The organism is Archangium violaceum (genome assembly GCF_016859125.1).
Lineage (GTDB): Bacteria > Myxococcota > Myxococcia > Myxococcales > Myxococcaceae > Archangium > Archangium violaceum_A.
Genome location: NZ_CP069338.1, coordinates 6,661,265 through 6,675,864, shown reverse-complemented (window position 1 = coordinate 6,675,864; position 14,600 = coordinate 6,661,265). Strand labels below are relative to the sequence as shown.

The window sequence follows — 14,600 nt, the reverse complement described above, 5'->3', positions numbered from 1 at the left end:
ACTCGGAGCCCCCGCCCGAGGTCCTACCGAGCGAGCGCACTTGCCAGGAAAGTCCCAGCCTGTCCACCCCGCGATACTTGGAGCGGCAAGGGAGGAAGCGTCCGAACCGGACCTCAGCCGAAGAGGCCGCCCTTCTTGTTGGGAGGTGGATTCTTCTTGCGCATCTCGATGAGGCGCAGCTCCTGGTTGGCCTCGAGGTGCTTGGGGTTGGCACGCACCGCCTCGCGGAAGTGGCGCTCGGCACGCGCCACGTCCCCCTCGACGCGAGCGATCACCCCGAGCTGGTAGTGGGCCCGATCACACTTCGGGTCCAGCTTGAGCGCCTCGGCCATCATCTGCTTCGTCTTGGGGACCTCCGCCTTGCGCTGGGGGTCCATGTAGATGGCCCACGCGCGGGCCGCGAGGTACACCGCCTTGGGCTGCGTGTTGAAGGCCCGCTCGAAGTGTTCGGCCGCGGCCACGAAGTCCCTCTTGCGGAAGAGGACCTCGCCCATCTTGAAGAGCTCGTTCGGGTCCACCCCCGAGGACGAGCCGCTCCCCTGACTCGAGCCCTTGGAGCGCAGCTCCTGGAGGTAGGCCGCGCGCTTCGCGTCGTCGTAGAGGACCTCGTAGGCCTCGCGGATGGCCTCGAAGACGGTCGTCATCTTGGGCGCGAGCTCGGAGAGCGCCGGAGGCAGGCGATCCGGGTGGAAGCGCTTGGCGAGCCCGAGGAACGCGGTCTTCACCTGCTCCCGCTTCACGTCCGGGCCGATGGCGAGGCCCAACGTGGTGAAGTGGTCCCGCTTGTCCTGCACGTCGGAGTAGCGCTTCTCGATGAGCTGGGCGAGCTGCTGCTCGGGACTGAGCGGAGCCGGCTCGCCGGGAGACGGAGGTGGTGCCGCGGGAGCAGCCGGAGCCGGCACGGGGCCGGTGAGCTCCATGGCACGCTGGAGCAGACGCTGGCGGCGGACCTTCGACTCCTCGTCGGAGGGCTCATCCGCCAGGTCTTCCTCGCTGAAGGACAGCTCGTCCCATGCCTCGGGCTCCTGGGGGTCGGCGCTCTGGACCGAGGCCGCCGCGGTGACCGGAGGGGGCGCGGGGGCCACGGGTTGGGGCGCGGCCCCGGAGGAGGGCTTGGAGGTGGCCGCCGTCTGGGGAACCTCCGTGAGGACGAGCGATTCCAGGTGCGCGTCGACCTGCTGCAGCGCGGCCTCGAACGAGGCGTTGATATCACCAGGGACCTCGCCGGAGTTGGCGTTGTCGAAGGTGACGATGCGCCAGAGGTCGTCATCGCTCGTGGGCCGAGGCGCGTCCGGCCCCAGCCGGAGCGGCTGCATGGAAGCGGGAGGCGCTCCGCTACGGGCGAACAGGTTCGGAGGAACGGAAGCCGCTGGAGCCGGCGCACTGACGGCGGGCATCGGCGCGCTGACAGGGGGCATCGGCGTCCTGACGGCGGGCATCGGCGCGCTGACAGGGGGCATCGGCGCGCTGACAGGGGGTGAACGGAGCCCCGGAGGAACCGGAGCCCGCGCGCCGGCGGTGGGCGAACGGAGCCCCGGAGGAACAGCGGCCCGAGGAGGCGCCACGGGCTGCGGTCTCGCGGTTGGAGGAGGCGCGATAGGCGCGGGCGCGGCGGGCGTCGTCGGCTCGGGAGCCTCGAACTCTGCCCAGAAGTCCAACTCGGCGCCCTTCCCACTCACCGGAACCTGGGACGCGGGAGCAGCGGCAACCCGAGCGGGAGAGGGAGCGGGTTCCTCGGTGAGCCACGCCTCGGGAGGAGCGGCCCCGGCCCTCCGCATGGCCTCCTGCATGTCCTGCAGCTGCGCGGCATGAGCCTGCTCGCGCGCGAGACGGAGCGCGGCCGAGTCCTCCTGCACGGGCAGTTCCACGCTGCCCGGAGTCCTGGCCAGTTCCAGTTCACCCGACCCAGTCGCCGACCCGGCTTCGCTCGGGAACGCGTCGAACCAGGCCTCCGAGGCGGGCGCCACCTCGGAGAGGGAAGCCTCGATCCGGGCACCCGACATCGTGCTCGCCGAGGTGGATGCACCAGTGAGATAGCTGACATCGAACGGACGCGCGGGCTCCGGGGACTCGTCAGGCGACGCGGTGAGGATCAACTCGCCATCCTGCAACTCGGCCGCTTCGGCGATGCGCGCCACGTCCGACAACTGGGAGACCTCGGAGAGGCGCAGATGCTGAGCAAGGCGCTGTGCCTCCGCTCGACTCCTCTCCTCCGCGATACGCGCGGCCTCGGCACGCCGAGATTCCTCTGCCCGACGAGCCTCTTCGGCGCGGCGCTTCTCCTCCGCGATACGCGCTGCTTCGGCGCGCCGAGCCTCCTCTGCCCGACGAGCCTCTTCGGCGCGGCGCTTCTCCTCCGCGATACGCGCGGCCTCGGCGCGCCGAGCCTCTTCAGCGCGGCGAGCCTCCTCCACAGCACGCGCCTCTTCCTCCGCCCTGAGCCGTGCTTCTTCGGCCAGCCGAGCTTCTTCGGCCAGCCGAGCCTCTTCCGCCAGGCGAGCTTCTTCCTCCGCCCTGAGCCGGGCCTCTTCCGCGAGGCGGGCCTCTTCGGCCAAGCGAGCCTCTTCAGCGCGACGAGCCTCCTCCGCCAGCCGAGCCTCTTCGGCCAGCCGGGCCTCTTCGGCCAGTCGCGCCTCTTCCTCCGCCCTGAGCCGGGCCTCCTCGGCGAGCCGGGCCTCTTCGGCCAACCGCGCCTCTTCCTCCGCCCTGAGCCGGGCCTCTTCCGCGAGGCGGGCCTCTTCGGCCAGTCGCGCCTCCTCGGCCAGTCGCGCCTCCTCGGCCAGTCGCGCTTCTTCGGCCAGTCGCGCCTCTTCCGCTAGGCGGGCCTCTTCGGCCAGTCGCGCCTCCTCGGCCAGTCGCGCTTCTTCGGCCAGTCGCGCCTCTTCCTCCGCCCTGAGCCGGGCCTCTTCCGCGAGGCGGGCCTCTTCGGCCAGTCGCGCCTCTTCCTCCGCCCTGAGCCGGGCCTCTTCCGCGAGGCGGGCCTCTTCGGCCAGTCGCGCCTCTTCGGCCAGTCGCGCCTCTTCCGCGAGGCGAGCCTCTTCGGCCAGTCGAGCCTCTTCGGCCAGCCGTGCCTCTTCCGCGAGGCGGGCCTCTTCGGCCAGTCGCGCCTCCTCGGCCAGTCGCGCCTCTTCCTCCGCCCTGAGCCGGGCCTCTTCCGCGAGGCGGGCCTCTTCGGCCAGTCGCGCCTCTTCCTCCGCCCTGAGCCGGGCCTCTTCCGCGAGGCGGGCCTCTTCGGCCAGTCGCGCCTCTTCGGCCAGTCGCGCCTCTTCCGCGAGGCGAGCCTCTTCGGCCAGCCGCGCCTCTTCCGCGAGGCGAGCCTCTTCCGCGAGGCGAGCCTCTTCGGCCAGCCGTGCCTCTTCGGCCAGCCGCGCCTCTTCCTCTGCCCTGAGTCGAGCCTCTTCGGCCAGTCGCGCTTCTTCGGCCAGTCGCGCCTCTTCCTCCGCCCTGAGCCGGGCCTCTTCGGCGAGGCGGGCCTCTTCGGCCAGTCGCGCCTCTTCCGCTAGGCGAGCCTCTTCGGCCAGCCGCGCCTCCTCGGCCAGCCGCGCCTCCTCGGCCAGCCGCGCCTCCTCGGCCAGCCGCGCCTCTTCGGCCAGCCGCGCCTCCTCCGCTAGGCGAGCCTCTTCCGCTAGGCGAGCCTCTTCCGCTAGGCGAGCCTCTTCCGCTAGGCGAGCCTCTTCGGCCAGTCGCGCTTCTTCGGCCAGCCGCGCCTCTTCCTCCGCCCTGAGCCGGGCCTCTTCGGCCAGCCGCGCCTCTTCCGCTAGGCGAGCCTCTTCGGCCAGTCGCGCTTCTTCGGCCAGCCGCGCCTCTTCCTCCGCCCTGAGCCGGGCCTCTTCGGCCAGTCGCACCTCTTCCGCTAGGCGAGCCTCTTCGGCCAGCCGCGCCTCTTCGGCCAGCCGCGCCTCTTCGGCCAGCCGCGCCTCTTCGGCCAGCCGCGCCTCCTCCGCTAGGCGAGCCTCTTCGGCCAGCCGGGCCTCTTCCGCGAGGCGAGCCTCTTCGGCCAGTCGCGCCTCTTCGGCCAGTCGCGCCTCTTCGGCCAGTCGAGCCTCTTCGGCCAGTCGAGCCTCTTCGGCCAGCCGGGCCTCTTCCGCGAGGCGAGCCTCTTCGGCCAGCCGTGCCTCCTCAGCCAGCCGCGCCTCTTCCGCGAGGCGAGCCTCTTCGGCCAGCCGTGCCTCCTCAGCCAGTCGCGCCTCTTCGGCGAGCCGTGCCTCCTCCTCGCGCCGTGCCTCTTCCTCTCTCCGGGCCCGCTCGCGTGCCTCCCAGGCCTCGATGGACAGAGACTCGACGAGGCCCTCGCGTTGGAGGACGTGGAGCAGCACCTCCTGGGCGGGCGTCAGTCCCTCCAGGCGCTGGAAGTCCGCCAGCGTCAGCAGCAGGGCCATCTCCTGCGCACTGGCCACCCACGGGGCACACGCCCCAGGCTCCGCGCAGCGGTACATGCGCGGCTCGGAGGCCTCGGCGCCCGCGGGTTCGAGGGCCGCCCGGACGACACGCGTCCCCGCGATGGGGCGGAACATCTCCTCCACCCCGCCCTCCTCGAAAGCGGCGCGCTCGGCGAGCTGGCTCAGCCTCCGCACCTCGCAGAGCACCTGCTGCTCCGCCACGGCCTGCGGCGCCAGCCCGAGTTCCTCCAGCAACTCCTCGTCCGGAGTACCCGCGCTCTGCCGGGCCCACAGCGCATCCAGTTGCTCGGCCCGGATACGCCCGGCCTGCATCAGCGACTGCACCGGAGTCTGGTACCCGAAGCCGAGCCGCGTCCCCACCAGGTCTCCAGCCTGGAGGAACAGGAGCGCTTCGCGCCCACCGGCGTGCAGCGTGAGCCGACCGGTGGCACGGGACTTGTGGGCGGAGTACAGCGTTTCGGCGACCAGCGAGGGGGGCATGCGGCCCCCAGTGTAGTCCGTCCGCCCCTCCTCTCAACTCGGCGTGCCCGCCCGCCCGGCCGCCGCGCCGAATTGCACCTGCCGCAGGGCCTCGTAGGCGGCGATGCCCACGGCGGTGGACAGGTTCAGGCTGCGGCGCTCGGGCAGCATGGGGATGGTGACGGCCGTCCCCGAGCCCCCGGCGACGATGTCCCGGGGCAGCCCCTGCGTCTCCGAGCCGAAGACCAGGTGGTCTCCCTCCTCGAAGCCGGCGGCATACAGGGATGTAGCGGCGCGAGCGGAGAAGAGCCACCGCCTGGCCGAGGGCCACTCGGCCAGGTAGGCGTCGTAGTCCGGGTAGAGTTTCAGGAAGACCTTGTCCCAGTAGTCGAGCCCGGCGCGCTTGAGGTGCCGGTCATCGATGGAGAAGCCCAGGGGCTCCACGAGGATGAGGCGGCAGCCGGTGACGGCGCACAACCGGGCGACATTGCCGGTGTTGGGGGGAATCTGGGGTGAGACGAGGACGAGGTGGAAGGGGCGCGCCAGGGGCTGGAGCATTGGAGTAGAAAGCGCGACATGCGCCTGAGGGTGAACAATGTGACACGAGACCGCCTGTTGGCGGACCGCGCCGAGCGGGCCCTGTCCTTCATGGACCGCTTCGTGGGGTTGATGGGCCGGCGTTCGTTGGCCTTCGGAGAGGGGCTGCACATCGCGCCCTGCAACTCCATCCACACCTTCTTCATGCGCATTCCCATCGACGTGGCCTTCCTCGACGCCAACGGGGTCATCGTCAAGCAGTTCCTGGCGCTGCCGCCCTGGAGGGCGACCTCGGTGTACTTCCAGGCGAAATCGGTGCTGGAACTGCCCGCGGGGACGCTCCAGGCGAGTGGCACCCTGGAGGGCGACCGACTCTCTTTCGAGCAGGTGACGTGAGCCCCGAATGGGCGTGAAGAGGCCAACCTTCCGTGCGCCTGGGGTTTTGACCCCCTTAGAGGCGCTTTGTTAACCTGCCCCTCCGTCCAAGGCACCTACCTGGACACGTTGGAGATCCCCCGAGCATGCGCATCGAGGTTGCTGGCAACACCCACGTCGGGATGAAGCGGAACCACAATGAGGACAACTACCTCATTCTGACCGACGAGAACCTGTGCTGTGTCGCCGATGGGATGGGCGGACACTCCTCCGGGGAGATCGCCTCGAAGATCGCCGTGGAAGAGCTGGCCGAGTTCTTCCGGATGACGTCGCGCGACCAGGACGCCACCTGGCCGTTCAAGATGGAGAAGACGCGCAACTACGACGAGAACCGGCTGGCCACGGGCATCAAGCTGGCGAACAAGAGCATCTTCGAGAAGGCCTGCTCGGACACCAAGTACAAGGGCATGGGGACGACGATCGTCTCGGTGCACTTCACGCAGGACTCGGCGTACGTGGGGCACGTGGGCGACAGCCGCGTGTACTTCTTCCGTCAGGGCGTGCTGACGCAGGTGACCGAGGACCACTCGCTGCTCAACGACTACCTCAAGGCGAAGAAGCTCACGCCGGAGGAGATCGAGAACTTCCCCCACAAGAACGTCATCGTCCGCGCGCTGGGGATGAAGGAGACGGTGGTGGTGGACGTGGCGAAGGTGGAGCCGCAGCAGGGCGACATCTTCCTGCTGTGCTCGGACGGCCTGTCCGGCATGGTGACGGATCCGCAGATGCAGGAGATCCTCGCGCGCACGCCGGAGCTGGACAAGGCGTGCTCGCAGCTCATCGACATGGCGAACGCGGCGGGTGGCAACGACAACGTCACCTGCGTGCTGGCACGCTTCCACGCCAACTGAGGCTCACGGGGTGAGCGGCGCGCTCACCCGGTGTGCCCCCCAAGCCACCACCTCGACCAGCTCCTCTCCGGGAGCGATCTCGGTCCCTTCCAGGACGGCGCAGCGCTCGAGCCGGGCTCCCGCGCCCACGCGGACGTGCGAGCCCACGGACACCGAGGCCCCGACGCGAACCCCTTCGGCCAGGGAGCACCCCCCGTCGAACCAGGCCGGCCCCGTCACCTGGGCCTCGCCCACGCGAGCGGAGGGATTCGCCCAGTAGTTCCCCTGTCCGCGAGGCGCCGAGGCGAGGGGCGAGTCCGCGCCCAACCCGTCCAGCGACACCTGGCCGGACAGCACATCGCGCACGGTGGACAGGTAGCGCGAGGGCGTGCCCAGGTCGGACCAGTACGAGCGCACCACCTCGCCGCGCACCGTGAGGCCCGCCTCCATCATCCGCACGTAGACGTCGCGGTTGATGTCCTCGGGCCCCTCGGGGGACATGAAGTCGAAGACGCGCGGGGAGAGGATGTGCACGCCCGTGAAGTGCCAGGGCGAGAGCCCCTCGCCCCCGGGCCCGAACTTCGCGATGCGGCGCACGTGCTGCCGCGCGTCCATCTCCACCGCGGCGTATTTCTCGTTCTCGGGCATGGGCAGCAGCACCATGGTGGCCGCCGCGCCCGAGGCCCGATGCGCCGCCACCACGGGGCGCAGGTCCACCGGGAAGAGGATGTCGCCGTTGAAGACGATGAAGTCGTCCCCCTCGAGGAAGGGCCTCAAGCCCCGGATGCCGCCACCGGTGCCCTGGATGACGGGCTCGTGCGCCACGTGCAGCGGCACGCCCACGCGGTCACACTCGCCACGCGCGGTGGAGGTCATCACGTCCGGCAGGTGGTGCGTGTTGATGCCCACCTCCCGCACGCCCACGGCCCGCAGCACCGCCAGGTGGTAGCGGAAGAGGGGTTGCCCGAGGAACGGCATGGCCGGCTTGGGCCAGCGCTCGGTGAACGGACGCAGGCGCGTACCCAGCCCCGCGCAGAGGACCATGGCCTTCATGTGCGACCCCTCCCCTCTCCTGTCAGCCCAGCTCGGGGACGTACTTCGCCACCAGCTTCCGCAGCCCGCTCAGCTCCGGCCGCAGCTCGAACGCATCCCGCACGTAGCGCAGCGACGCGGGGATGGACACCAGGAAGCCCGGGTTGCCCTTCACGCGGTTGATGAACTCGAAGCGGCCCGCGTCCTTCAGCTTGCGCTGGATGGTGAGCAGATCGAAGAAGGCCTTGAAGGACTTCGGCTCGATGCGCTCGCCCGTCAGCTCCGCGAAGGTGGCGATGTAGCGGTCGAGCATCGTGTCCACGAAGCCCCGGTCCAGCTCCACGTAGCTGTCGCGCAGCAGGGCCACCAGGTCGTACTGGCGCGGACCCTGGAGGGCGTCCTGGAAGTCGATGACCACCAGCTCGCCGTCCTTCATCATGATGTTGCGGCTCTGGTAGTCGCGGTGCGTGAAGCCACGCGGCGCGGCGGCCAGCTGCTTCGCGATGTCGCGGAAGGTGCGGTCCAGCTCGGCGCGCTCGGAGTCGGTGGGCTTCTTGCCGCTCCACACCTCGAGGCCCCACTCGCGGAAGTGGTGGAGCTCCCAGTCGTAGAGGTCCTCGTCGAAGGCGCGGGTGAAGGCGAGGCAGTCCGGCTCCGGATGGCGCTCGGCCTGGGCGCGCATGCGGGCCAGCAGATCCACCGCGCGGGTGTAGAGGGCCTGGTTGTTCTTGCCGCCCTCGAGCGCCGCCTCGAAGGTGACGTCGCTTAGGTCCTCCAACACCATCATCCCCTCGGGCTCGTCGTAGCCGAGGATGCGCGGCACGCGGATGCCCAGCTTCTCCAGGTAGCGGTGGACGTTGACGAAGGGCAGCTCCTTGGGCGGCTCACCCTTGGAGGCCTCCTCGCTCTTCTTCGAGGCATCCAGGGGCATCACCATCACCACCCAGCTCTCGGGGGCGGTGCCCACGCGGTAGTACGAGCGGTTGCTCGCATCACCCTTGAGCTTCTTGATGGGAGCCTGAGACACGGGGCGGCCGATGGCCTTCCCCACCTGGTCGCGCAGCGCGGCCTCGATTTCCATAAGTAGACGCTTCTCCTGGATGTGTGTGGAGGAGGCGCGCGAGTATGGGAGTGCCACGCAGCGGGGTCAAAGCTCCTGTGAGGGAGACTTCGAGACCGGTCGCATCCCCAACATGCGAGATCAGGGCCGGGTGGTTGCCCGCTGCTCGAACCGTGCGGTTCGCCGCACCGTGTCGGAAAGACACGAGGGGAGGCGCCTGTTACACACAGGGAGTGGGCAGGCAGCCAACCAGGGTCGACCGGCATGGGCCGGACGGCTATAAGGACGCGCCGATTACCCCACCCCAAGCGAGCCTTCCGATGGAAATCCACGACACCATTCTCTCCGCGATCGGCCACACGCCGCTGGTCAAGCTCAACCGTCTGGTCGGGCCCAACGACGCGACCGTGCTGGTCAAGTGCGAGTTCATGAACCCGGGCGCGTCCATCAAGGACCGCATGGCGCTCTACATCATCGAGAAGGCCGAGAAGGAGGGGAAGCTCAAGCCCGGCGGGACGATCGTGGAGAACACGTCCGGCAACACGGGCATGGGCGTGGCGCTGGCGGCGGCGGTGAAGGGCTACAAGTGCATCTTCACGATGCCGGACAAGATGTCGCTGGAGAAGATCAACCGCCTGAAGGCGCTGGGCGCGCAGGTGGTGGTGACTCCAACGAACGTGCCGGCGGAGGATCCGCGCAGCTACTACGAGACGGCCAAGCGCATCCACCGGGAGACCCCGGGCGCGTTCATGCTCAACCAGTACCACAACCCGGACAACATCGAGGCGCACTACAAGCTGACGGGTCCGGAGATCTACGAGCAGACGGACGGGAAGATCGACTACTTCGTGTCGGGCCTGGGGACGGGCGGCACGATGAGCGGCGCGGGCAAGTTCCTGAAGGAGAAGATCCCCGGCCTGAAGAACGTGGGCGTGGACCCGGAGGGCTCGGTGTACGAGGGCTACTTCAAGACGGGCAAGCTGACGGAGCCGCACGTCTACAAGGTCGAGGGCATCGGCGAGGACATGCTGTGCGGTGCCATGGACTTCAAGGTGGTGGACGACATCCGGCAGGTGGATGACCGTCAGAGCTTCGTGGCGGCGCGGCGGCTGGCGCGCGAGGAGGGCATCTTCGCGGGCGGCTCGGCGGGCGCGGCGGTGCACGTGGCGGTGCAGCTGGCCAAGGAGGTCGGCAAGGGAAAGACGATCGTCGTCGTGCTGCCGGACACGGGCATGAGCTACATCAGCAAGTTCCACTCGGACGAGTGGATGCGCGACAACGGCTTCCTGGAGGAGAAGGGCGCGGGCACGGTGCGCGACCTGCTCAACGGCAAGCGTGACGTCATCACCGCGCGCAAGGGCGAGCGCGTGGATCAGGTGGTGGAGACGATGCGCAACCGGGGCATCAGCCAGATGCCGGTGCTGAGCGAGGACGGGCGCGCGGTGGGGATGATCCACGAGTACGATCTGCTCAACGCGCTGGTGGCGAACAAGGTGAAGTTCGCGGACACCATCGACGCCATCGTGGCGCCGATGCAGGGCGTGGTGTCGCCGGAGACGAGCCTCAACCGGCTGCGCGAGGTGTTCAATCAGGACAAGGTGGCGGTGGTGAAGGAGGGCGAGAAGGTCCTGGCCATCGTGACGAAGATCGACCTGATCGAGCACATGCACCGCACCACGGCGTAATACCCCTCTCCCCCTGGGAGAGGGACGGGGTGAGGGTATCGAGGACCGCGGGTTCAAGAAGAAGCTTCCGCGAGTCCCGGGTATCAGGCAAAAGGGCCCACATGTCGGTGCTGACCCTTTTGCTGCTCGCGTTGGGCCTGGCCATGGATGCCACGGCGGTGTCCATCGCGAGTGCCCTCGCGGCCCCGCGCGTCCGGGCACGAGACGCCCTGCTGCTCGCGTTCCTGTTCGGCCTGTTCCAGGCGCTCATGCCCGTCATCGGCTGGGCGCTGGGTTCCCAGTTCGCGAAGGTCATCTCCGCCTGGGACCACTGGCTCGCGTTCATCCTGCTCGGGGGAATCGGGGCCAAGATGATCCACGAGGCCATCACGCATCATCACCCGGGGGTCCCCGACGCGCCGAAGCAGGGCGAGCCGCCCCCGGAGCGCAATCCGTTCGGTGCGGGGAGGCTGACACTGATGGCGTTCGCCACCAGCATCGACGCGCTCGCCGCGGGAGTAACCCTGCCCGTGCTCGAGGTGCGCCTGGTGACGGCGGCGGCCGTCATCGGTGGAATCACCTTCGTCCTGTGCCTGCTGGGCGTGAGCCTCGGGCGCCGCTTCGGCGAGAAGCTCGAGGGAAAGCTCGACATCCTCGGAGGGCTCGTCCTCATCGGGATTGGCGTCAAGACGCTCATCGAGCACCTCTCCGCCGGCTGAGGGGCCGCCCCGCGGTCCCACACGGTGGGTGAAGCCACCCCGACAGGGTGAACGCGCATCGGACTTGGGCCCGTGGGCCGTGTTGACGGAGAATGCGCCGCGCCTCCGTCCTTTCGGCGGCTCGGTCTCCCATGCCTTCCTCGCGCTCCCGTCCTTTCTCCGCGCTCCTCGCGTCCCTGGCCCTGCTGTCCTGCAGCGGCCCTCGCATCGAATCGCAGACCCTGCAGCCGCCTCCGCCCGCCACCAACGGTGGCCGCCCGGTGTCGGATCCTCCGCCCTCGCGGATCGTCATCCACACCACCATCTTCCGGGAGGCCCTCACCAAGAAGATGGCGGAGAGCCTGCCGCGCTCGGGCGAGGGCGATGCCCAGCTCTTCGGCGGACAGACGCTCCACTACACCTGGACGCGCGAGCCGGTGGTGCTCAAGTTCGACCGCGGCCGCGTGGTGGTGGGCGTCACCGTGCATGGCCGCTTCAACATGCTCGGCGAGCGGGAGCTGCCCATCACCATCACCATCGCTGGCGAGCCCGTCATGACGGCGGACTTCAAGGCGCTCCTGCAGTCCACCGAGGTGCAGGTGGTGGCCTCGGGGCCGGTGGACGCCGTCAACCGCGCCATCGAGGGCAAGCTGAAGGAGCTCGTCGGCAAGACGCTCGACGAGTTCCGCTTCGACGTGCGCCCGCTGGTGGCCAGCGCCTTCGCCCGGCTCGCCCGCCCCATCGAGATTCCCGTGGGGGACCAGGTCGCCTGCGCCGAGCTCAAGGTGACCAACCTGGAGGCCGCGCCCACCATGCTCGCCGACGGGCTCGAGAAGGACCTGGGCATCGTCGTGCTGCCCTCGGTGACACTGCCCTGCACCCCGGTGGCCAGCCTCGCCGCCGCCCCCACGGATGGCGATGGTGGCACGCCGGATACCGACGGGGGTCTCCAGCAGGCCAGCCTCGACGCCGGCACGCCGGACGTGAACGGGGACACCCAATTCGCCAGCTACACCCCGGGCAGCGCGAGCACGGACGGCGGCACCAGCGTGGATGCCGGTACCCTGACCACGCAAGTGGAGATGCCGCTGCTGCAGAACGTCTCCACCCTGCCCTCCGGCCCCTTCAAGGTCGTCATCCCCGTGGCCGCCCGCTACGAGGAGCTCTCCAAGGCGCTCGAGTCCTCCATGAAGGGACGCCTCTACTTCTCCGCGTCCCATCCCGAGCTCTACATGGAGAACCCCCAGGTCTACCCCTCGGATGACACGGTGGTCATCAAGATGAACCTGGGCGGCAGGGCCAGGGTGGGCAGCTACTCCGTCGGAGTGGGCGGGGAGCTCTTCTTCGCCGGCCATCCGCATGTCATCGACAACCAGCTCTCCGTCCCGGACCTGGAGATCACCCCGGGCACGGCCAGCGAGCTGGTGAAGCTCAAGTTCGCCCTGGACTACCAGTCCATCCGCGAGCAGGCCCGGCAGGCGCTCCGGGTGGACGTCTCCGAGCGGCTCGCGATGGTGAAGGACAAGATGTCCACCGAGCTGTCCTTCGCGGAGGACCTGGGCTGCGCGCGCGGGCAGGTGCTCCGCACCGAGGTGAAGGGCGTCTACCCGCACCCGACCTTCCTGCGCATCTACGTGGAAGTGGACGCGCAGCTCGGCCTCTACCTGCCCTGCAAGAAGTAGCCGGGCCTTCGCGCTACCCGCCCATCTTCTCCATGCGGCGCTGCATCTCCTCGGGCGACACGTCCTCGACGTGCTGCATGAGCGTCCACATGTAGCCCTCGGGGTCCTCGAACTGGCCGCTGCGGTCGCCGTAGAACTGGTTCTCCAGCGGCCGTACGACCTTGCCGCCGGCCTTCACGAAGCGCTCGGCGAGCGCATCGACATTCTCGCTGTAGACGCACAGTCCCACCGGCGTGCCGCCGTAGCCCCTGGCGCTCTTGTTGCCCCACTCGGGCATCTCGTCCGACAGCATGAGCCGCGAGTCGCCGATCTGCAGCTCCGCGTGGCCAATCTTCCCACCCGGCATGGGGAGCCGGTACAGCTCGGTCGCGCCGAGCGCCGCCTTGTAGAACTCGATCGCCCTGGCGGCGTCGCTCAGCGCGATGTACGGCGTCAGGGAGTGGTATCCGTCGGGAATCGCCTTGGGCATGTCTGCTCCTGAGAGAAGCCCCGCGCAATACGGGGAAGGTGAGACTGCGCGGGACCACCTCTCAGGTCAAGCCCCCCTCCGGGGCACGGCTCAGGCCGCGTCGAGCGCGTTCTTCAGATCGTCGATGAGATCCTGCGCGTCCTCGATACCCACGGACAGGCGGATGAACCCGTCGGAGATGCCGAGCATCTCGCGCGTCTCCTTCGGCACCGAGGCGTGCGTCATGATGGCCGGGTGCTCGATGAGCGACTCGACGCCACCGAGCGACTCGGCGCAGGCGAAGATCTTCACCGTCTTGAGGAACGTCCGCGCCGACTCCAGGCCGCCCTTGATGTCGAAGGTCATCATGCCGCCGAAGCCCTTCATCTGCTTGCGGGCGAGCGCATGCTGCGGGTGACTCTCCAGGCCCGGGTAGGTGACCTTGTTCACCTTGGGGTGCGAGGACAGGTACTGGGCCACCTTCATCGCGTTCTGCGCGTGGCGCTCCATGCGCACGCCGAGCGTCTTCACGCCGCGCAGCACCAGGAAGCAGTCCATGGGGCCGGGCACGCCACCCACGGCGTTCTGCAGGAAGTACATCTTCTGCGCGAGCTCCTCGTTGCTGGTGCACACGAAGCCGCCCACCACGTCGCTGTGGCCGTTGATGTACTTGGTGGTGGAGTGCGTCACCACGTCGAAGCCCAGCTCCAGCGGACGCTGGAAGTACGGGGACATGAAGGTGTTATCGCAGACCGAGAGGATGCCCCGCTTCTTCGCCGTCTCCGCGATACGCGGCAGGTCGATGAGCTTGAGCATCGGGTTGGTGGGCGACTCCACCCACACCATCTTCGTCTTCGGGGTGATGGCCTTCTCGAAGCTGTCCGGGTTGGACAGGTCCACCCAGGAGAAGCTCAGGCCGTGGCGCTTGAAGACCTTGTCGAAGATGCGGAAGGTGCCGCCGTACACGTCATCGGACACGACGACGTGGTCCCCGGCCTCCAGCAGGTGCATCAGCATGTCCGTGCCGGCCAGACCCGAGGCGAAGGCAAGGCCGTGCTTCGCTCCCTCGAGGGCCGCCAGGCAGTCCTGGAGCGCGTTGCGGGTGGGGTTCTGTGTCCGGCTGTACTCGAAGCCCTTGTGCTCCCCGGGGCCCGCCTGGACGTAGGTAGAGGTCAGGTAGACCGGCGTCATGATGGCGCCAGTGGTGGGATCCGGCTCCTGGCCGGCATGGATGGCGAGGGTGTCGAAGCGCATGGCGGGGGCCTATCACACTCCCCTCCCCCCCGGGAGTGCCGGCGGGTCCGGGTGCCGCGAGAGGAATGCTTGCCGGGCGGCGGGGACTCGGAGAAGAGGGG

The 14,600-nt window shown here is 69.1% G+C and carries 11 protein-coding genes; 5 read left to right on the top strand and 6 right to left on the bottom strand.

All coding sequences use genetic code 11. The features are described from left to right. Positions 1 to 113: 113 nt before the first annotated feature. On the bottom strand, positions 114 to 4,880 hold the full coding sequence (locus JQX13_RS55555; protein WP_203402659.1) for a J domain-containing protein: 4,767 nt from the start codon (positions 4,878 to 4,880) through the stop codon (positions 114 to 116). 33 nt (positions 4,881 to 4,913) lie between these two features. Further along, entirely contained in the window at positions 4,914 to 5,417 is a 504-nt protein-coding gene (locus JQX13_RS28625) for a tRNA (cytidine(34)-2'-O)-methyltransferase (RefSeq protein ID WP_203402658.1), read from the bottom strand. 18 nt (positions 5,418 to 5,435) lie between these two features. On the opposite strand from JQX13_RS28625, the gene JQX13_RS28620 reads away from it, so the two are divergent. Both JQX13_RS28620 and JQX13_RS28615 read left to right on the top strand, forming a co-directional pair. After that, positions 5,436 to 5,792, top strand: coding sequence for a DUF192 domain-containing protein (locus JQX13_RS28620; RefSeq protein ID WP_203402657.1), 357 nt, complete (start codon positions 5,436 to 5,438; stop codon positions 5,790 to 5,792). A gap of 125 nt (positions 5,793 to 5,917) precedes the next feature. Beyond that, on the top strand, positions 5,918 to 6,682 hold the full coding sequence (locus JQX13_RS28615; protein WP_203402656.1) for a Stp1/IreP family PP2C-type Ser/Thr phosphatase: 765 nt from the start codon (positions 5,918 to 5,920) through the stop codon (positions 6,680 to 6,682). Positions 6,683 to 6,685: 3 nt separating this feature from the next. Here the strand turns inward: JQX13_RS28615 and JQX13_RS28610 are convergent, their stop codons facing one another. Next, a complete protein-coding gene (locus JQX13_RS28610; RefSeq protein ID WP_203402655.1) occupies positions 6,686 to 7,714 on the bottom strand; it encodes a sugar phosphate nucleotidyltransferase in 1,029 nt (342 codons plus the stop codon). Positions 7,715 to 7,736: 22 nt separating this feature from the next. Then, entirely contained in the window at positions 7,737 to 8,774 is a 1,038-nt protein-coding gene (locus tag JQX13_RS28605) for an aminoglycoside phosphotransferase family protein (RefSeq protein WP_203402654.1), read from the bottom strand. A gap of 299 nt (positions 8,775 to 9,073) precedes the next feature. Here JQX13_RS28605 and JQX13_RS28600 point away from each other — a divergent pair, with 299 nt between their 5' ends. The 3 genes from JQX13_RS28600 to JQX13_RS28590 all read left to right on the top strand — a co-directional run bounded on the left by JQX13_RS28600 (position 9,074) and on the right by JQX13_RS28590 (position 12,797). Further along, the gene (locus JQX13_RS28600; protein WP_203402653.1) at positions 9,074 to 10,438 is read left to right on the top strand and encodes a pyridoxal-phosphate dependent enzyme; all 1,365 of its coding nucleotides are present in this window, start codon (positions 9,074 to 9,076) and stop codon (positions 10,436 to 10,438) included. Between the two features lie 101 nt (positions 10,439 to 10,539). Continuing rightward, positions 10,540 to 11,136, top strand: a complete 597-nt coding sequence (locus JQX13_RS28595; protein WP_203402652.1) for a manganese efflux pump MntP family protein — start codon at positions 10,540 to 10,542, stop codon at positions 11,134 to 11,136. Positions 11,137 to 11,267: 131 nt separating this feature from the next. Then, the gene (locus tag JQX13_RS28590; RefSeq protein ID WP_203402651.1) at positions 11,268 to 12,797 is read left to right on the top strand and encodes a DUF4403 family protein; all 1,530 of its coding nucleotides are present in this window, start codon (positions 11,268 to 11,270) and stop codon (positions 12,795 to 12,797) included. A gap of 13 nt (positions 12,798 to 12,810) precedes the next feature. On the opposite strand, the gene JQX13_RS28585 is transcribed toward JQX13_RS28590, so the two are convergent. Together JQX13_RS28585 and JQX13_RS28580 are read right to left on the bottom strand one after the other, a co-directional pair. Further along, positions 12,811 to 13,266: a VOC family protein gene (locus JQX13_RS28585; RefSeq protein WP_203402650.1), complete on the bottom strand. Its 456-nt coding sequence runs from the start codon at positions 13,264 to 13,266 to the stop codon at positions 12,811 to 12,813. Positions 13,267 to 13,356: 90 nt separating this feature from the next. Next, on the bottom strand, positions 13,357 to 14,499 hold the full coding sequence (locus JQX13_RS28580) for a cystathionine gamma-synthase (protein WP_203402649.1): 1,143 nt from the start codon (positions 14,497 to 14,499) through the stop codon (positions 13,357 to 13,359). Positions 14,500 to 14,600 lie beyond the last annotated feature (101 nt).

Excerpts from the sequence above, each read along its gene's own strand:
- JQX13_RS28610 (WP_203402655.1), bottom strand. The coding sequence starts at position 7,714 with ATGAAGGCCATGGTCCTCTGCGCGGGGCTGGGTACGCGCCTGCGTCCG.
- JQX13_RS28625 (WP_203402658.1), bottom strand. The coding sequence starts at position 5,417 with ATGCTCCAGCCCCTGGCGCGCCCCTTCCACCTCGTCCTCGTCTCACCC.
- JQX13_RS28595 (WP_203402652.1), top strand. The coding sequence starts at position 10,540 with ATGTCGGTGCTGACCCTTTTGCTGCTCGCGTTGGGCCTGGCCATGGAT.
- JQX13_RS28620 (WP_203402657.1), top strand. The coding sequence starts at position 5,436 with ATGCGCCTGAGGGTGAACAATGTGACACGAGACCGCCTGTTGGCGGAC.
- JQX13_RS55555 (WP_203402659.1), bottom strand. The coding sequence starts at position 4,880 with ATGCCCCCCTCGCTGGTCGCCGAAACGCTGTACTCCGCCCACAAGTCC.
- JQX13_RS28585 (WP_203402650.1), bottom strand. The coding sequence starts at position 13,266 with ATGCCCAAGGCGATTCCCGACGGATACCACTCCCTGACGCCGTACATC.
- JQX13_RS28605 (WP_203402654.1), bottom strand. The coding sequence starts at position 8,774 with ATGGAAATCGAGGCCGCGCTGCGCGACCAGGTGGGGAAGGCCATCGGC.
- JQX13_RS28615 (WP_203402656.1), top strand. The coding sequence starts at position 5,918 with ATGCGCATCGAGGTTGCTGGCAACACCCACGTCGGGATGAAGCGGAAC.
- JQX13_RS28580 (WP_203402649.1), bottom strand. The coding sequence starts at position 14,499 with ATGCGCTTCGACACCCTCGCCATCCATGCCGGCCAGGAGCCGGATCCC.
- JQX13_RS28600 (WP_203402653.1), top strand. The coding sequence starts at position 9,074 with ATGGAAATCCACGACACCATTCTCTCCGCGATCGGCCACACGCCGCTG.
- JQX13_RS28590 (WP_203402651.1), top strand. The coding sequence starts at position 11,268 with ATGCCTTCCTCGCGCTCCCGTCCTTTCTCCGCGCTCCTCGCGTCCCTG.